The organism is Glycomyces luteolus (assembly GCF_027622875.1).
Classification (GTDB): Bacteria; Actinomycetota; Actinomycetes; order Mycobacteriales; family Micromonosporaceae; genus Glycomyces; species Glycomyces luteolus.
Window position 1 is genome coordinate 349134 of the sequence record NZ_JAPZVP010000001.1, and the last position, 18365, is coordinate 367498.

The following is an 18365-nucleotide window of genomic DNA, read 5'->3' on the forward strand; positions in this document are numbered from 1 at the left end:
CTTGTCACCGGTTCACCACCCGCAATCGACAGGGCTGGTCCGCCGGTGGTAGGACAAACTGATCTGCGTGGAGTAGTCGACGGTCTGGCCGCTGGCAGGGTTCTGGCTCATCACTTCGCAGTGCTCGGGTTCCGGATCGACGTCATACCATCCGAGCTCGGCGACCACGTTGGTGAATCCCAGGCCCTCCAGGTGATCCCTGGCCTCGAACGTGGTCATGCCCGTGACGGGCGGGACCTCGCCGCTATTCTCGTTCACCGTCTCGTTGTCGCTCGTGTCGTCGTCGGAGCCGGTCTCGTCGGGGCTGTCGCCTACGGTGCCGCTGACCTCCTCTGCGGCTTCCGTCTCCTCGGCGGTCGCCGTTTCGGCAGCCGTCTCAGATGCGGTCGCCTCCTCGGTCACGGCAGGGCTCCCCGCCGTCTCCTCGGCGGTTCCCGTCGCGGCCGAAGTACCGCCGTCGCCCCCTCCTGCAATCCCCGGGGTGTCGCCGCTCCACGGGCTCCACACCACGACCGCGAGCACCGCCAGCACCAATGCCGTGGCGATGCCGACGAGCGCCAGACGCGTCCGGTTCCGCGGCGGTTCCGCCTCGGTCGGCCCGGCCTCCGGCTCGGGCGGTGCCGGGATCAGGATCTCCCCGGTGACCGCGGACCGGCACGCCTCGGCCAGCTCTTCGCCCGACTCCCAGCGCTCACCCGGGTCCTTCTGGAGCGACCGCGCCACCACCGTTGCGATCTGCGGCGGGATCGACTCAGGCAGAGCGGGCGGCTCGTCGTACAGGTGGCTGTGGATGACCGCCATAGGGTCCTGCGCGGGGAACGGCGGCGTCCCGGTCAGGCACTCGTAGGCGACCGCGCCGAGCGAGTACAGATCGGACTTCCCGGTGACGTCCTGGTTCCGCAGCCGCTCGGGGGAGACGTACGGAACCGTGCCGAGCATTTCCTTGCTGTCGGTCAGCCGCGAACGCCCCACGAGCAATGAGATGCCGAAGTCCACCAAGCGGACCCGGTTGTCGGCGTCGATGAGAAGGTTCGCGGGCTTCACGTCGCGGTGGATGATCTCCTTGCGATGGGCCGCGCCGAGCGCGTCGGCGGCCTCGGCGATGATCCGCATTGTCCGCGCTGGGTCCAGGTTCCCCTCGCGTGCGAGCAGCCGTGCCAGGGAGACGCCCTCGACCAGCTCCATCACCAGGAACTGGATCGTGCGGTCGCCTTCGAGCTCCTCGCCGAAGTCGTAGACCTCAACGTAGTTCGGGCCCTTGAGACTTGCGAGGATCTGCGCCTCCCGCTCGAAGCGCTCCCCGGTCCCGTCGAGGCCCGGCAGGAGGATCTTGACCGCGACCTCGCGGCGCAGTCGCTCGTCGCTGGCGCTCCACACGGCGCCCATGGCGCCGGAGTCGATCGACCGGTCCAGTCGGTAACGGCCGGCAATGAGCGTTCCGGAGTCCACGGGCAAACCTCGTTCGGGGTGTCCAGTCGCGCGATCGCCTGCGGGCCATGGGGAGACGGAAACCGGCGGCTCTCGGTGTCGGCGCTGCTGTCGGGCAGGAGGTCCACTCTAAAGCGCACCTGCCATGCGCCGGGAACCGCCCGAGGAACCTCTTCCGCACCAGTGCGCCGCCCCGACGGCCGGGCGTGAGGTTCCGAGTGGCCGTTCGGGCCCTCGCCGGGGTAAATCCCGTAGGCTGACAAGCGAACCGGAGCGGCGATCTCGACAGCAGGTGTCACGGGCGGCCAAGAGGCGCGTCGGACGAGGAGTACCCAATGACCGAATTCATCGAAGTCCCCAAAGGCCTGGACCGCGTCATCGTCGCCGACACCGAGATCGGCGACGTCCGCGGCGAAGAGGGCTTCTACCACTACCGCGAGTACAACGCCGTGGAACTCGCGCAGCGGTGCTCGTTCGAGCAGGTCTGGTACCTCATGACCCACGCCGCGCTGCCCACGCGTGCCCAGCTCGAGGAGTTCAAGGCCCAGGTCGCCCCCTACCGCGCCCTCACCCCCGGACTCCGCGAGCTCCTGCCCCACCTCAAGGGCTCCACGCCGCTCGACGGCCTGCGCACCGCGCTCTCCGCGGCGTGCGCGTCCCGGCCCATGAAGCCCCTGCTCGACATCGACGAGGCCGCCCGCGCCGACGACGCGCTGTTCGCCTGCGCCGTCACGCCCACGATCCTCACCGCCATGTGGCGCATCGGCCAGGGCCTCGAACCCCTCGACCCGCGCGACGACCTCGGCTACGCCGCGAACTACCTGTACATGATGACCGGCGAGGTTCCCTCCGAAACCGCCGCGCGCGCCGTCGAGCACTACCTCATCCTCACCATCGACCACGGCTTCAACGCCTCCACGTTCACCTCCCGCGTCATCGCCTCCACCGGCGCCGACCTCGGTGCGGCCCTGGTCGGCGCGATCGGTGCGCTCTCCGGCCCGCTGCACGGCGGCGCGCCCGCCCGCGCGCTCGACGCCCTCGACGCCATCGGCGGACCCGACAACATCGACGCCTGGATCCGCGGCGAACTCGAAGCCGGGCGCCGCATCATGGGCTTCGGCCACGCCGTCTACAAGACCGACGACCCGCGCTCACTGCACCTGCGGGACGTCGCCGACGGACTCGACGGCGAGATCGTCGACTTCGCCAAGACCGTCGAACGCCGCGTCGTCGAAATCCTCGCCGAGGTCAAGCCCGGCCGCAAGCTCTACACCAACGTCGAGTTCTACGCCGGCGTGGTGATGGACCTCGCCGGAGTGCCGCGCACCATGTTCACCCCGACGTTCACCACCAGCCGCGTGGTCGGCTGGAGCGCCAACATCCTCGAACAGGCCCGCGACTCCAAGATCATCCGACCGAGGGCCCGCTACACCGGCACCCCGCCTCCGCAGCCCGTCCCCGAGGACGGCTACGCCGACTGAGACGAGCGGTCCTCGCAGGCGCTCACGCTTTCGGGCGACACCATCGCCTTGACGGCGCGTTCCTGTCGGACCCCCGCGGCAATGTGGGACCTACCTTTCCCCGGGCGGGTGGGGGCTTGGGATGGCGGACACGGGCGCAAGCTCACAGGTGAGACGCCGCGCAGATCCGCTGCGCGGCTCGCACGGGATGGATAGCGTTGGAGCCGTGGCTCAAAGTCTCTACCTCGCCAGTCTCGACCCCGGCAGCGGCAAGTCCGCCGTAGCGGTCGGCGTCATGGACCTGCTCACCCGGCGGGCCGGCTCCGTCGCCGTATTCCGCCCCATCGTCCGCGACGACAACACCGTCGCCGGCGACCCCGTCATCACCCTCCTCCGCGACCAATACCGCCTGCCGAGCCCCTACGAGGCCTCGGTCGGCGCCACCTACTCCGACGTCCGCGCAGACGCCGACGCCGCCCTCACCCAGATCGTCGAGCGCTACCACGCGCTGGCCGACGCGCACGACGTCGTCCTCGTCGTCGGCTCCGACTACTCCGATGTGGGCGCTTCGGTCGAGTTCACCTTCAACACCCGCGTGGCCGTGAACCTCGCCGCGCCGATGCTCCTGGTCATCACGGGCTTCCACAAGAGCCCCCCGGACATCGCGGCGGCGCTGCGATTCGGTGTGGCCCAAGCCGAAGCCGAACACGCGACCGTGCTCGGCACCATCGTCAACCGCGTCGACGCCTCCTATGCCGACGCCGTGAAGGGCGCGCACCCCGGCACCGGCGTGATCGTCGAAGACCCGGAGATCGAGGCCCCCACCGTCGGCGAGCTCATCGCCGCCGCCGACGCCACCCTCATCTCCGGCGACCCCGACGTCTTCACCCGCACCGTCGGCGACGTCGTCGTCGCCGCGATGACCCTCCCCAACCTCCTCACGCGCCTCGCCGACGACAAGGCCGTGATCCTCCCCGGCGACCGCTCCGAAGTCCTCCTCGGACTCCTCGCCGCCCACCTCGCCGAAGGCACGCCGAGCCTCTCGGCCGTGTTCCTCACCGGCGGCATCCGGCCCGAGCCGCAGATCCTCGACATCGTCGCCGGACTCGACTCGCGCCTGCCGATCGCCCTGGTGCAGCACGACACCTTCGACATGGCGAACCTCGTCGGCGACGTCTCCGGCTCGCTCGCCGCCGGCGGTCAGCGCAAGATCACCCGCGCCCTCGAGGACTTCGCGGCCGGTGTGGACGGCGACGACCTGCTCGACCGGCTCGCGCTGTCGAAGCCGACCGTGGTCACGCCGATCATGTTCGAGCACGCGATGATCGGGCGCGCCAAGGCCCTCGACAAGCACATCGTGCTCCCCGAGGGCGCCGAACCGCGGATCCTCAAGGCCGCGGAGATCCTCATGCGGCGCGACGTCGCCCGCCTGACCCTCCTCGGCGAGGAGTCCGAGATCCGCTCGCAGGCGGCGCAACTGGGCGTGGACCTGGGCGGTGCCTCGATCCTCAACCCGGGCGACCACGAGATCCGGGAGCGCTTCGCGAAGGAGTACGCGCAGCTGCGCGCGCACAAGGGCGTCACCGTCGACCAGGCCTACGACACGGTCGCGGACGTCTCCTATTTCGGCACGATGATGGTCCACACGGGCATGGCCGACGGGATGGTCTCGGGCGCGGTGCACACCACGGCCCACACGATCCGGCCGTCGTTCGAGATCATCAAGACGAAACCCGAAGTGGCCGTGGTCTCCTCGGTGTTCTTCATGTGCCTGGAGGACCGCGTGCTGGTGTACGGCGACTGCGCGGTCAACCCGAACCCCGATGCCGAGCAACTGGCCGACATCGCGCTATCCTCTGCTGACACCGCCATCGAGTTCGGCGTGGAACCGCGCGTGGCGATGCTCTCCTACTCCACCGGCACCTCGGGCCACGGTGAAGCCGTGGACAAGGTCCGGGCGGCCACCGAGATCGTCCGGACCCGCAGGCCGGGCCTCCCGGTGGAGGGTCCCATCCAGTACGACGCCGCCGCCGACGCCGGCGTCGCCGGTACGAAGCTGCCCGAATCGCAGGTGGCGGGGAAGGCCACGGTCTTCATCGTCCCCGACCTGAACACCGGCAACAACCTGTACAAGGCCGTGCAGCGCTCCGCCGGGGCGATCGCGGTGGGCCCGGTGCTCCAGGGCCTGCGCAAGCCCGTGAACGACCTGTCGCGGGGCGCGACCGTGCCCGACATCGTCAACACCGTCGCGCTGACCGCCATCCAGGCGAGCCAGCCGGCTTGATTCCTGGAAGGCCTGAGCTCCCGCGGGCCTGAGCGCGAGAAAGGAAAGCCATGAGCGCACCGGTCCTGGTGATCAACTCCGGGTCGTCGTCGATCAAGTACCAGCTGGTCGACGGCGAGACCTTGGAGGCCTCGACCTCGGGCCTCATCGAGCGCATCGGGCAGGCGGAGTCGATCCTCACCCACAGGCACGCGGGCGAGAAGCACCAGGCGACCGCGCACCTCGCCGACCACGCCGCCGGGCTGGAGGCGATGGTCGCGGCGTTCGAGGAGCACGGGACCCCGCTCTCGGAGGCCGGGCTCATCGCGGTGGCGCACCGGGTGGTGCACGGCGGCGAGCGGTTCGTGCAGCCCGTGGTCGTGGACGACGAGGTCGAGCAGGCGATCGAGGAGCTGTCGGCGCTCGCGCCGCTCCACAACCCGGCGAACCTGGAGGGCGTCCGGGTGGCGCGCAAGCTGTTCCCGAAGCTTCCGCAGGTCGCGGTGTTCGACACGGCGTTCCACGCGACGATGCCCGAGCGCGCGCACCTGTACGCGGTGCCGAGCGCCTGGCGCGAGGAGCACGGGGTGCGCCGGTACGGCTTCCACGGCACCTCGCACGCGTACGTCTCCCGGAAGGCCGCCGAGCTGCTCGGCAGGAGCCCCAAGGAAGTCAACGTGATCGTGGCCCACCTCGGCAACGGCGCTTCGGTGTCCGCTGTGGAGCGCGGGCGCTCGATCGACACGTCGATGGGGCTGACGCCGCTGGAGGGCCTGGTGATGGGGACGCGTTCGGGCGACATCGACCCGGCGATCGTGTTCCACATGCACCGCCAGACAGGCGCCTCGTTCGCGGATCTGGATGCGGCGCTGAACAAGGAGTCGGGGATGCTCGCCCTGACCGGGCAGATCGACATGCGCGCGGTCGAGGCGGCCGCCGCGTCGGGCGACCGGTCGGCGCAGATCGCCCTGGAGATCTACTGCTACCGGATCCGCAAATACATCGGCTCGTACATCGCCGCGCTCGGCGGGGCGGACGCGATCGCGTTCACCGCCGGAGTGGGGGAGAACAGCGCTGAGGTGCGCGCGGGCGCGCTCGGTTCGCTGGTGGCGCTCGGCGTGCACCTCGACGAGGCGGCGAACGCGGCGGGCGGACCGGTCATCTCGACTCCGCAGTCGCCGATCACGGTGATGGTCATCCCGACCAATGAGGAAGGCGAGATCGCCTCGCAGACGGCCGCGCTCCTGCGCTCCTGACGCCCCGGCAGCCGCCACCGACCGAGCCGCGTCCCGATTCCCGGCGCGGCTCCGTGCTTTCTCCGAACGATGACACGCACAGTGTGCTTATCATCACCCTCGGAAACGGGTCCTGAACCCGAACAGGAGGGCACCACGATGAGAGTCACTTACCGCATCCTCGCGTACATCATCGCCGCCAATGTCGCGATCCAGGCCGCGTTCATGGCTTACGCCATCGCCGGACTCGGCATCTGGATCGACGACGGCGGCGTCCTCGACTCGGCCGTCATCGAAAGCGACGACGCCCCGTTCGACGAGGTCATCGGCTTCGCCGTCCACGCCATCAACGGCATGTTCGTCATGCCCGCGCTCGCCCTGATCCTGCTCATCATCTCGTTCTTCGCCAAGATCCAACGCGGCGTCGTCTACGCGCTCATCCTCCTCGGCTGGGTGATCGTCCAGATCTTCCTCGGCATCTTCGGCCATGAGGCCGCGATCTTCGGCCTCCTCCACGGCCTCGTCGCGTTCGCGGTCTACGGGACCGCCTTCATGGCCGGCTACCGCGCCAAGAAGCCCACTCCGGAGCCCGCGGCCGGGAATGCGCCTTTCTAGACGCGCCAAAGCCCTCACCGCGGTCGCCGCGGCCGTCGCGGTCCTCGCGCCCGTCGCCTGGTTCTGGCAGGCCAGTCTGCTGCCCGAGTCCTATTCGGTCACCGACATGGGCGACCACGACCACGGCGGCCACACCGGCGACCCGAGCGCGTCCACCGTCCCGGTGGACGCGCTCACCGTCCCCGACGACCTCGAAGCCGACGTCAAGGTCGAGCTCACCGCCGAACACGGGCGCTTCACGCTCGCCTCCGGCCGCGAGGTGGACGGCTACACCCTCAACGGGGCGTCGCCGGGCCCGGAGATCCGCGCCGAGCAGGGACAGCTCGTCGAGGTCGTCCTCGAGAACTCGGACGTCCGCGACGGCGTCACCCTCCACTGGCACGGCGTCGACGTGCCCGGCGCTATGGACGGGGCCGCCGGGGTTACCCAAGACGCCGTCGGCGTCGGCGAGTCGTTCGTCTACCGGTTCGTCGCCGAACAGGTCGGCACCTTCTGGTACCACTCGCATCAGGTCTCCCACGAGCAGGTGCTGGGCGGGCTCCTCGGCCCCCTCGTCATCACCCCGGCGGGCGGCACCGGCGCCGACGTCGACGTGCTCGCGCTGTCGCACCTCTACGACGGGCGGCGCACCGTGAACGGCCGCGACGGCGAGCACCGGGTCGCGGCCGAGCCGGGCGACACGGTCCGCGTCCGGGTGGTGAACACCGACTTCGGGGTGATGCCGGTCTGGGTCGACGGCGCCCCGTTCCGCGTTGCCGCCGTCGACGGCACCGACCTCCACGGTCCCGAAGGGGTCGAGGGCGCGGTCGTCGAGGTGACCGCGGGCGGACGGAACGACCTCGTGTTCACCGTGCCCGAGAGCGGCGTCGTCCGCGTCAACCTGAGCGCGTCGGCGGCCCTGCTCGTCGGCGAGGGCGACATCGAGGCCTCCGCGCAACCGGATGACGTCCTCGATCCACTCCACTATGGCACTGCGGCGCCGATCGGTTTCGACGCCGCGGACGCGGACCGCGAGTTCGAGTTCGGCATCGGCCGCCGGCCCGGATTCCTCGACGGCAAGCCGGGGTTCTGGTGGACCGTCAACGGCGCCATGGTCCCCGACGTGCCGATGTTCACCGTCGCGTACGGCGACGTCGTTCGGATGCGCATCGCCAACGACAGCGGCGAGGCCCATCCGATGCACCTGCACGGCCATCACGCCGTGGTGCTCTACCGCGACGGGGTCGCCGCGACCGGCAGCCCCTGGTGGGTCGACTCGCTGGAGGTGCGCGACGGCGAGGAGTACGAGATCGCCTTCGTCGCGGACAACCCGGGGATCTGGATGGACCACTGCCACAACCTGCCGCACGCCGCGGAGGGCCTGGTCGCGCACCTGTCCTACGAGGGGGTCGGCGAGCCGTTCCGCATCGGCGGTCCCGCCGGGAACCGCCCGGAATGACCGCAGCGGCGCGGCGAAAGGGCCGACCGGGTTCCCGGTCCGCCCTTTCGCTCACTGGTATGGCAGGTCGGCGGGCTAGACGCCGCCGGCCAGGAGCTTGGTGAGGGTCGTGTCCATGTCCACGTAGCCGGATTCGCGGCCGCGCGGCACCAGGCTGTAGGCCCGGCGGAGGAACCGCTGGACGACGCCCCGGTTGATCTCGAACAGCGCGTTCCCGTCAGGCGAGGACAGCGCCAGCGCGACCGACTCGCCCCGAGGGGTGGTCCAGGGCCACACCCGCACGTCGCCGATCCCGGTGGGCTCCTCCAGCCCCTTCGCGAGCAGCTCCCGCGAAAAGGACCAGGCCACCTGATCGGCGTCCGTGCCGTCGGGGTGGAACATGACGCAGACGGCGTAGGGATCGTCCGGGTCGTAGCGCAGGCTCGCGCGCACACTGACCGTCGCGAAATCGGGCGCGACGAGCCGCATGGTGGTGCCGATATCGACTGTCGCCGATCGTGCCATGCTCATAGCGTTACCCCCCAGTGTGCGACCGGCTCCCCCCGAAGCCAGCCGTCATTCCAATCCGCCGCCGCACCGGAGGTCCGGAACCTCGGCCGCGAACAAGTCGTGATTCAGGTCTATCATTCAAGCCGTTGCGCCGTACGACGATCCGCAAGACCGAGACCGGCGCGTTCCCCTGATAAGGGTGCAAATCCCGACAAAAAACCACGGTCAATCATCGTTCTGTGTCGTAATTACAACAACGTCCTTCACTCTTTAGCGGTACTATTCCCGACCTCCAGTCGGGGTAGTCGCAAAACGGCGTTACGACTCGGTTGCGAATCCCGGAAATCATAGGCGTGAATCGGGCGCGGCGGCGGTGATAGCGTTTGACCGACGTTCTCGGACTCCTTGGAAGGAGCGAACCATGGGCCAGGCGCAATGGACCGAAGTCGACGCGTTCCTCACCTCACTGCTCGTCGGCGAAGACGAGGCCCTCTCCGAGGCGACCGCCGCCGCGCAGCGCGCCGGACTGCCGCCGATCTCGGTATCGCCCGCCCAGGGGAAGCTCCTGTACCTGCTCGCCAAGACCCTCGGCGCGAAGCGCGTGCTCGAGATCGGGACGCTCGGCGGCTACAGCGCGATCTGGATGGCGCGGGCGCTGCCCAAGGACGGGCACCTCGTGAGCCTCGAGTACAGCCCGCGGCACGCCGAGGTCGCGAGCGGGAACATCGCCCGCGCGGGCCTGGTGGGGATCGTCGAGATCCGCGTCGGCGCCGCTGCCGAAAGCCTCCCGAAGCTGGCCGCCGAGGGCGGCGAGCTCTTCGACATGGTCTTCATCGACGCCGACAAGGGCGGGTATCCGGCCTATCTCGACTGGTCGCTCCAGCTGACCCGGTCCGGCGGACTCATCGTGGCCGACAACGTGGTGCGCGGCGGGGCCGTGGCCGACGGGCTCAGCCGGGACCCGAACGTGCAAGGCGTGCGGTCCTATCTGGAGAAGGTCGCGGCCGACCCGCGCCTCGAGGGCACCGTCATGCAGACCGTGGGCGTCAAAGGCTATGACGGCCTCTCGATCGCCCGCGTCGTCTAGCGCGTCAGCGGCGCTGGTAGTCCGCGAAGCGGCGCAGGACCAGGCCGATCAGGCGGGTCATGAGCCGCCGCGGGCGGCGCGGCAGCAGATGCGCCTCCGGCCAGTTCTTCCAGTCCGGGACCACGTAGCCCTTGTCGCGGTCGAGCGCCCGCAGCGACTGCCGCACGATCGACTCCGGGTCGGCCAGCAGCCAGCCCAGGCGCCGCTCGTCGTACTTGATGCCGTTGGCGATCGGGAAGTCCGTGTCCACCGGGCCCGGGCACACCGCCAGCACCTTCACCCCCGTGCCCTTCGTCTCCACCCACAGCCCGAGGCTGTAGTTCACGACGAACGCCTTCGTCGCCGCGTACAGCGCCATGTACGGCTGCGGCTGGAACCCCGCCATCGACGACACGTTCACCACCGCGCCCGACCCGCGCGCGATCATCCCCGGCAGGAACCGCTGCACCAGGTCCGCGACCGCCACCACGTTCACCATCGCCACATCGCGGTTGTAGTCGGCGCTGATCTCGGCGTCCCGGCCGAACGTGCCGATCCCCGCGTTGTTCACCAGCACCTCGACGGCGATCCCAGCCCCCGCCACGGCCTCCGCGATCCGCTCTGCGGCGCCGGGCGCCGCCAGATCCTGCACCGCCACCCGCGCCTCCACGCCGTACGCGGACCTGAGCTCGGCCGCCAGCGCCTCCAGCTTCGCCTCGGACCGCGCCACGAGAACCAGGTGGTGCCCGCGCGCCGCCAACTGCCGCGCGAAGGCCGACCCGAGTCCCGCCGAAGCGCCCGTGACCAGCGCCCACGTTCCCTCGGCCATGCCGGTCCCCCTCTGCGATAATGGAAAGGCAGGCCCCAGCCTAGCGAGCGGCGCCGCCGGAGCGGTCGCGCCGCAGGCAGTGGCGGGAAGGGCAGAAAAGCAGCAGGTAGGCTTGCCGCACCATGTCGATACCGGCCAATCCCATCACGCGGCGACTGGCCCTTCCGGGCTGGTCGGTCCTGCGATTCAGCCTCACACTCGTCGCAGGGGCGCTCCTGGCCGCCGCGATCGTCACCGGCGTGCTCGTCGTCTTCTGGATCGGCATCCCCGTCGCCGTCTTCGTCCTCCTCGCCATCCGCGTCTGGGCCAACACCCAGCGGCGCGTCATCGGCGAGCAGCTCGGCGTCCACATCCCCGCCCCGTACCGGCCGCGGTCGAAGGGCCGCTTCGACCAGCAGGCCCTGTGGCTCATCCGCGAGGCCGCCACCTGGCGCGACTTCGCGTGGCTCGCGATCGACGCGACCCTCGGGTTCCTCGTGAACCTGCTCTACCTCGGGGTCTTCGGCATCGCCGTCTACTACCTGGTGCAGCCGCTGCTCCTCGCGACGGTCTTCCACGCCGCGCCGAGCCCCTTCGTCAACGACTTCGGGTTCTACGAGTTCGACTCGCCCGCCAAGACGCTCATGCTGGTGCCGTTCGCGCTGGCCTGCGGCGTCGCCTGGTGGCGCTGGGGCGAGCTGCTGCTTCGCTGGTACGCGCACCTGGGCGTGCTGCTGCTCGGGCCCACCGCGAAGGCCCTGCTCACCGAGCGGGTCTCGGAGCTGCGGCAGGCCCGCGACCAGACCGCCGGCCACGCCGCGGCCGAGCTGCGGCGGATCGAGCGGGACCTGCACGACGGCGCGCAGGCGCGGATCGCCGCCCTCAGCCTCACCCTCGGCATGGCGGAGGAGCTGCTCTCGCAGAACCGGCCGGGCCAGGCCGCGGCGCTCGTCGGGGAGGCCCGGCAGGCCTGCTCGGACGCGCTGGAGGAGATCCGGCAGCTGGTGCGGGGCATCCACCCGCCGGTGCTGGCGGACCGGGGCTTCACCGGTGCGCTGCAGGCGATGGCGCTCGACCACCCGCTCCCTGTGTCTGTTGTGGACCGTCTGGTCGACAAGCTGCCCGCGCCCCTCGAGGCCGCCGCGTACTTCGCGACGAACGAGGTCCTCACCAACATCACGAAGCACGCCGAGGCCACCCAGGTGCAGGTCGTCGTCAACCGCGAGCAGGACCAGGTGGTGATCGAAGTCCGCGACGACGGCGTCGGCGGCGCGTCCTTCTCCGCGGGAGGCGGGCTCGACGGCGTGCGCCGCCGCCTCGCCGCGTTCGACGGCACCGTCAACGTCGACAGCCCCGAAGGGGGCCCCACCGTGGTCACCATGACGATCCCCGCCGCCGCGGTCGCGCCCGGCGGCGCTCATAATGCGGCCAGGTCGAATCCGGGCTGAGGCGGCCGCAGGGCGTGTCACGCGTGACATGTCATATGGCACAGTGCAACGCCGGATCGGCGCCGCCGACCGGAGACGTTGAATGATCGAGCTGAACAACAAGGAGTGCCAGATGGACGTCGTCCTCGCCGAAGACCACTCGCTCCTGCGCGACGGCCTGACCCGCATGCTCGAAGCCCACGACTTCACCGTGGTCGAGGCGGTCGACAACGGGCCCGCGCTCACCGCCGCCCTTCTCAAGCACCGGCCCGACGTGGCAGTGGTCGACATCCGCCTCCCCCCGACGTTCACCGACGAGGGCCTGCGCGCCGCCATCGAGGCCCGCCGCCACATCCCGGCCCTGCCGATCCTCGTGCTCTCCCAGTACGTCGAGCAGTTGTACGCCCGCGAACTCCTCGGCGACCGCCGCGGCGGCGTCGGCTACCTCCTCAAGGACCGCGTCTCGAACGTCGCCGAGTTCATCGAGGCCCTGCGCCGCGTCGCCGCGGGCGGCACCGCCATGGACCCCGAGGTCGTCGCCCGCCTCCTCGGCAGGCAGCAGAACCGGCTCGACGCGCTCACCCCGCGCGAACTCGAGGTGCTGGGCCTCATGGCCGAGGGCCGCACCAACGCCGCGATCGCCGCGAGCCTGTTCATCACCGAGAAGGCCGTGGGCAAGCACTCCGCGAACGTGTTCCGCAAGCTCGGCCTCGGGCAGTCCGAGGACGACAACCGCCGCGTCCTCGCCGTCCTCGCCTACCTCGAAGGCAACTGACCGGGAGGGTCTACGTCCCCTGTGGCGAGGGGCATCAGCGGCCCGAAACGCACCGATCCGCCCCACTGCGCCAGCGCCCGTACGGGACGACGATTGAGCTGTCGGACGAATCGAAAGCGAGGACGTGCGATGGCTACTCTCACGCAGACGGGCCCCACCCCGGGCACCCCGGCGGTCACGACCGGTCCCAAACCGATCCTCGGCGACGTGCGCGACGCCGGACGGCAATCCCTGATCTACCTGTTCCTCCTCGTGCCGATGGCCGCGCTCGCCGCCGCCGTCCCGTTCGCCTGGAACACGGGCCTGCTCAGCTGGACCGACATCGGCCTCGCCGTAGGCTTCTACCTCCTGACCCTCCACGGCGTCACGGTGGGCTTCCACCGCCTCTTCACGCACGGCTCGTTCAACCCGAACCGGCCGGTGAAGATCGCGCTCGCGATCCTCGGCAGCATGGCCGTGCAGGGCCCGCTCATCACCTGGGTCGCCGACCACCGCCGCCACCACGCGTTCTCCGACAAGGAGGGCGACCCGCACTCGCCGTGGCTGTTCGGCACCTCCGCGCTCGCTCTGACCAGGGGATTCTGGCACGCCCACATGGGCTGGATGTTCCAGCCGCGCAACACGTCCAACGAGGAGCGCTTCGCGCCGGACCTCCGCCGCGACCGCGACCTCGTCATGGTCGACCGCCTGTTCTGGGTGTGGACGGTGGCGACGTTCTTCCTGCCGGCCGTGCTCGGCGGGCTCATCGCCGGCTCCTGGACGGGCGCGGCCACCGCGTTCTTCTGGGCGAGCCTGGTCCGCGTCTCGGCGCTGCACCACGCCACGTGGTCGACGAACTCGATCTGCCACATGATCGGCGAGCGGCCCTTCAAGAGCCGCGACAAGGCCGCGAACTTCTGGCCGCTCGCGCTGCTCTCCGGCGGCGAGTCCTGGCACAACTCCCACCACGCGGACCCGACCTGCGCCCGCCACGGCGTCAAGCGCGGGCAGATCGACACCTCGGCCCGGATCATCTGGTTCATGGAACGCGCGGGCTGGGTCTCGGACGTGAAGTGGCCGCGGCCCGAACGGTTCGCGAAACTCGTCGCAGACTAGGCGTTTCCGCAGGCCGCACGCGCGAGGCGGATCCGGTCAGGAATCGAGAAGCGAGCGTCGGACCCTCCCTCTAGAGTGGCGGTCATGAGCAAAGCCGTGAAGCCCTCCGATAGGCACGACGCCGACCGCCACGACATGATCCGTGTGCAGGGCGCCCGCGAGAACAACCTCAAGGACGTCAGCGTCGAGCTGCCGAAGCGCCGCCTGACCGTGTTCACGGGCGTCTCCGGCTCGGGCAAGAGCTCGCTCGTGTTCGACACGATCGCCGCCGAGTCGCAGCGGCTCATCAACGAGACCTACAGCGCGTTCCTCCAGGGCTTCATGCCCACCCTGGCCCGCCCCGAGGTCGACGTGCTCGACGGCCTGACCACCGCGATCATCGTCGACCAGGAGCGGATGGGCGCCAACCCCCGCTCGACCGTGGGCACCGTGACCGACGCCAACGCGATCCTGCGGGTCCTGTTCAGCAGGCTCGGCTCGCCGCAGATCGGGCCGCCGATCGCGTTCTCGTTCAACGTCCCCGCGCGCAAGGCCAGCGGCGTCCTGACCTCCGCCACCGGCGAGAAGACCATCGTGCGCGAGGCGGTCTACCACGGCGGCATGTGCCCCAGGTGCGAAGGCCGCGGCAGGATCTCGGACATCGACCTCACCCAGGTCCTGGACGAGTCCAAGTCGATCGCCGAGGGTGCGATCTCGGTCCCCGGCTACACCGCCGACGGCTGGATGGTGCAGACCTACCGCGAATCGGGCTTCCTCGACCCCGACAAGCCCATCGCGAAGTTCACCAAGAAGGAGCGCCACGACTTCCTCTACAAGGAGCCCACGAAGATCAAGGCCAAGGGCATCAACGTCACCTACGAGGGCCTGATCCCGAAGATCCAGAAGTCGATGCTGTCCAAGGACCTCGACGCGCTCCAGCCGCACATCCGCGCCTTCGTGGAACGGGTCGCCACGTTCGCCGCGTGCCCCGACTGCGGCGGGACCCGGCTCAGCGAATCCGCCCTCTCCTCGAAGATCAAGGGCGCCAGCATCGCCGACGTGTGCGCCATGCAGATCACGGACCTCGCCGAATGGGTCAAGGGCATCGACGAGCCGTCGCTCGCGCCGCTGCTGCAGGCGCTCAGCGAGAACCTCGACTCGTTCGTCGAACTCGGGCTCGGCTACCTCAGCCTCGAACGCCCCTCCGGCACCCTCTCGGGCGGCGAGGCCCAGCGCATCAAGATGCTCAGGCACCTCGGCTCCTCGCTCACCGACGTCACCTACGTCTTCGACGAGCCCACCATCGGCCTGCACCCGCACGACATCGAGCGGATGAACAACCTGCTCCTGCGGCTGCGCGACAAGGGCAACACCGTGCTCGTGGTCGAGCACAAGCCCGAGACGATCGCCATCGCCGACCACATCGTCGACCTCGGACCCGGAGCGGGCACCGGCGGCGGCGACATCTGCTACGAGGGCACCCTCGACGGGCTGCGGTCCAGCGACACGGTCACCGGCCGCCACCTCGACGACCGGGCCGCGATCAAGGAGGACGTGCGCAAGGCCACCGGCGCCATGGAGATCCGCGGCGCGACCACGAACAATCTAGACAATGTGGACGTCGACATCCCCGCGGGCGTGCTCACCGTCGTCACCGGCGTGGCGGGCTCCGGCAAGAGCTCCCTGATCCACGGCCACCTCGCGGGACAAGAGGGCGTGGTCGTCGTCGACCAGACCGGCATCAAGGGCTCCCGGCGTTCCAACCCCGCCACCTACACCGGCCTGCTCGACCCGATCCGCAAGGCCTTCGCGAAGGCCAACGGCGTCAAGCCGGCGCTGTTCTCGGCCAACTCCGAAGGCGCCTGCCCCACCTGCAACGGCAACGGGGTGATCCTCACCGAGCTCGGGTTCATGGAGACCGTGTCCACGCCCTGCGAGGACTGCGGCGGGAAGCGGTTCGAGGCCACCGTCCTCGAATACCACCTCGGCGGCCGCGACATCAGCGAGGTCCTCGCCATGTCCGTCGCCGAGGCCGAGGCGTTCTTCAGCGACGGCGAGGCCAAGACCCCCGCTGCGCACAAGATCCTCCTCCGCCTCGCCGACGTCGGGCTCGGCTACCTCACCCTCGGGCAGCCGCTCAACACCCTCTCCGGCGGGGAGCGGCAGCGCCTGAAGCTCGCCACGCACATGGGCGACAAGGGCGGCGTCTACATCCTCGACGAGCCGACAACCGGCCTCCACCTCGCCGACGTGGCGAACCTCCTCGGCCTGCTCGACCGGCTCGTGGACTCCGGGAAGACCGTGATCGTCATCGAGCACCACCAGGCCGTGATGGCCCACGCCGACTGGATCATCGACCTCGGCCCGGGCGCCGGCCACGACGGCGGCAAGGTCGTCTTCGAGGGCACGCCCGCCGACCTCGTGGCCGACCGCTCCACCCTGACCGCCAAGCACCTCGCCGAGTACGTCGGCGCCTGACCGGCACCGTTCACGCACGCCCGCGACCCGTCGCGGGCGTGCGGTGCTCCCGGCGGGCGCCGCTCTTCGCCGACGTCGGCCGGCGGTGGCAGAATATGCCCGTGACCAGCCGACCGACCTCAGCACAGCGCCTGCGCGACCTCGCGCTCCTGCGGCGGGTGCGCGACCGCATCGACCGCGAGTACACCGAACCGCTCAACGTCGAGGCCCTCGCCCACGGCGTCCACATGTCGGCCGGGCACCTCAGCCGCGAATTCAAAGCCGCGTACGGCGAATCGGTCTACTCCTACCTCATGACCCGGCGCATCGAACGCGCGATGGCCCTGCTGCGCATCGGCGAGATGAACGTGACCGAGGTGTGCTTCGCGGTCGGATCCTCCTCACTCGGCACGTTCAGCACGCGGTTCACCGAACTGGTCGGCATGCCGCCGAGCGTCTACAAGGAGAAGGCCGCCGACTCGACCCAGGGCATCCCCGCGTGCGTCTCCAAGCAGATCAGCAGACCGATCAGGAATCGAGAAGCACCTCGCACCGCCAAGAAATAGGCTTGCCCGCATGGACATCAGCATTTACCAGGCCTACCTGCCGCAGAACGACCCTGAAGCCGCCCTTGAGTTCTACCGGGACGTGCTCGGCTTCGAAGTCCGGAACGACGTCGGCTACGAGGGCATGCGCTGGATCACCGTCGGACCCGTCGGGCAGCCGGACGTCTCCATCGTCCTGCACCCGCCGGCAGCCGACCCGGGCATCACCGACGAGGAGCGCGCGACCATCGCCGAGATGATGGCCAAGGGCACCTACGCCTCCATCAACCTGTCGACGCCCGACCTCGACGAGGTCTTCGCGAAGCTCCAGGAGACCGCCGAAGTCGTCCAGGAGCCCACCGACCAGCCGTACGGCATCCGCGACTGCGCCTTCCGCGACCCGGCGGGCAACATGGTCCGCATCAAGCAGCAGTAGGCGAAACGGCGACCACCGCGCCAGGCCGGACCTCCGGCCTGGCGCGGTGGTCGCCCGCGGGCGTCCGCGCTCGCTGCGGGCCGCGCGGGATGGGCGGGGCGCATGAGCGCATGACCACGGCCTCCTCGGACCCCGACCGCCTCCGCCGCCTCGCCGCCACCCTCCACGAGTCGATCGAGGTCGAATACGACGACTCGGCGCAGGCATGGACGCTCGCCTGGGCCGATGGCCCGACCGTCGCACAGGTGCGCCGCGACGCTGAGGCGGCCGAACCCGAAGCGGCCCCGGGACTCCGGTACCTGCGCCGGTACTCGGAGGACGCCGTCGCCCTCGGCGCCGTCCGCCTGGCCGTCGCGATCTCCGCCGACGATGCCCGTCGGCGACCGGAGATCAGCCCCGCCGCGGTCGAAACACTGTGGAGGGACGTGCCCCATCCCGCCCCCGCGACGGAACGCGAGCGGTCGCTCGTCTACGCCGTGGTCTACGAGATCCACGACGCGCACCACCGCAACCGGGCTTCCGCCCACGAGATCTGCGACATGGTCGCGCGATACGGCCTCGCTCCGCTCATGCGCCGCATCAGCGCGGCACTGACCCCCATCGAGACCCTGACGGCCCACTACGCCTCTACGCACGCGCACCCCGCCTGGCACTACCGGCTCGCCCCGATGAGCGCGACGGCCGCCTTCGAAGCGGTCCGCCACGACCCGAACGCGAGCCCCGAACTCATCGAGGCCGCCCTCACCCTGCTCCCCGAACTGCCCGACATGTACGAGGGCGCCGGCGCCCACCTCCGCGCCCGCCTCCTCCAGCCCCGCGATCCGCAGCTGTGACCGACCCCACGACACT

The 18365-nt window shown here is 70.1% G+C and carries 16 protein-coding genes; 13 read left to right on the forward strand and 3 right to left on the reverse strand.

The window, feature by feature from the left end; all coding sequences use genetic code 11:
* Positions 1-12 precede the first annotated feature (12 nt).
* Complete coding sequence (locus O1R50_RS01610) at positions 13-1449, reverse strand: serine/threonine protein kinase (protein ID WP_270108087.1); 1437 nt, start codon at positions 1447-1449, stop codon at positions 13-15.
* Positions 1450-1763: 314 nt separating this feature from the next.
* On the opposite strand from O1R50_RS01610, the gene O1R50_RS01615 reads away from it, so the two are divergent.
* From O1R50_RS01615 to O1R50_RS01635, 5 genes are all read left to right on the forward strand, one after another.
* Positions 1764-2909 carry a citrate synthase/methylcitrate synthase gene (locus O1R50_RS01615; protein ID WP_270108088.1) on the forward strand — a complete coding sequence of 382 codons (1146 nt, stop codon included), beginning with the start codon at positions 1764-1766 and terminating at the stop codon, positions 2907-2909.
* 187 nt (positions 2910-3096) lie between these two features.
* Complete coding sequence (pta, locus tag O1R50_RS01620) at positions 3097-5172, forward strand: phosphate acetyltransferase (RefSeq protein ID WP_456298962.1); 2076 nt, start codon at positions 3097-3099, stop codon at positions 5170-5172.
* Between the two features lie 50 nt (positions 5173-5222).
* Positions 5223-6407, forward strand: a complete 1185-nt coding sequence (locus tag O1R50_RS01625) for an acetate/propionate family kinase (RefSeq protein WP_270108090.1) — start codon at positions 5223-5225, stop codon at positions 6405-6407.
* Positions 6408-6545: 138 nt separating this feature from the next.
* Positions 6546-7001: a hypothetical protein gene (locus O1R50_RS01630; protein ID WP_270108091.1), complete on the forward strand. Its 456-nt coding sequence runs from the start codon at positions 6546-6548 to the stop codon at positions 6999-7001.
* The gene (locus tag O1R50_RS01635; protein WP_270108092.1) at positions 6988-8439 is read left to right on the forward strand and encodes a multicopper oxidase family protein; all 1452 of its coding nucleotides are present in this window, start codon (positions 6988-6990) and stop codon (positions 8437-8439) included. Before O1R50_RS01630 ends, O1R50_RS01635 begins: the two co-directional genes overlap by 14 nt.
* Positions 8440-8514: 75 nt before the next feature.
* Here O1R50_RS01635 and O1R50_RS01640 read toward each other — a convergent pair whose 3' ends face one another.
* Positions 8515-8949 carry an SsgA family sporulation/cell division regulator gene (locus tag O1R50_RS01640; RefSeq protein ID WP_091043033.1) on the reverse strand — a complete coding sequence of 145 codons (435 nt, stop codon included), beginning with the start codon at positions 8947-8949 and terminating at the stop codon, positions 8515-8517.
* Between the two features lie 400 nt (positions 8950-9349).
* Between O1R50_RS01640 and O1R50_RS01645 the strand changes: the two genes are divergently transcribed.
* Positions 9350-10015 (forward strand): O-methyltransferase, encoded by a 666-nt coding sequence (locus tag O1R50_RS01645; RefSeq protein WP_270108094.1) that lies wholly within the window; start codon positions 9350-9352, stop codon positions 10013-10015.
* Between the two features lie 4 nt (positions 10016-10019).
* Here the strand turns inward: O1R50_RS01645 and O1R50_RS01650 are convergent, their stop codons facing one another.
* A complete protein-coding gene (locus O1R50_RS01650; protein WP_270108095.1) occupies positions 10020-10823 on the reverse strand; it encodes an SDR family NAD(P)-dependent oxidoreductase in 804 nt (267 codons plus the stop codon).
* Between the two features lie 122 nt (positions 10824-10945).
* Between O1R50_RS01650 and O1R50_RS01655 the strand changes: the two genes are divergently transcribed.
* The 7 genes from O1R50_RS01655 to O1R50_RS01685 all read left to right on the forward strand — a co-directional run bounded on the left by O1R50_RS01655 (position 10946) and on the right by O1R50_RS01685 (position 18349).
* The gene (locus O1R50_RS01655; protein ID WP_270108096.1) at positions 10946-12250 is read left to right on the forward strand and encodes a sensor histidine kinase; all 1305 of its coding nucleotides are present in this window, start codon (positions 10946-10948) and stop codon (positions 12248-12250) included.
* Between the two features lie 112 nt (positions 12251-12362).
* Complete coding sequence (locus O1R50_RS01660) at positions 12363-13004, forward strand: response regulator transcription factor (protein WP_333490249.1); 642 nt, start codon at positions 12363-12365, stop codon at positions 13002-13004.
* Positions 13005-13133: 129 nt separating this feature from the next.
* Entirely contained in the window at positions 13134-14099 is a 966-nt protein-coding gene (locus O1R50_RS01665) for an acyl-CoA desaturase (RefSeq protein ID WP_270108098.1), read from the forward strand.
* A gap of 84 nt (positions 14100-14183) precedes the next feature.
* A complete protein-coding gene (locus O1R50_RS01670) occupies positions 14184-16556 on the forward strand; it encodes an excinuclease ABC subunit UvrA (protein WP_270108099.1) in 2373 nt (790 codons plus the stop codon).
* 101 nt (positions 16557-16657) lie between these two features.
* Positions 16658-17101 (forward strand): helix-turn-helix transcriptional regulator, encoded by a 444-nt coding sequence (locus O1R50_RS01675; protein ID WP_270108100.1) that lies wholly within the window; start codon positions 16658-16660, stop codon positions 17099-17101.
* Between the two features lie 10 nt (positions 17102-17111).
* Positions 17112-17516 carry a VOC family protein gene (locus O1R50_RS01680; protein WP_270108101.1) on the forward strand — a complete coding sequence of 135 codons (405 nt, stop codon included), beginning with the start codon at positions 17112-17114 and terminating at the stop codon, positions 17514-17516.
* Between the two features lie 110 nt (positions 17517-17626).
* Positions 17627-18349 carry a hypothetical protein gene (locus tag O1R50_RS01685; RefSeq protein WP_270108102.1) on the forward strand — a complete coding sequence of 241 codons (723 nt, stop codon included), beginning with the start codon at positions 17627-17629 and terminating at the stop codon, positions 18347-18349.
* Positions 18350-18365: the final 16 nt, after the last annotated feature.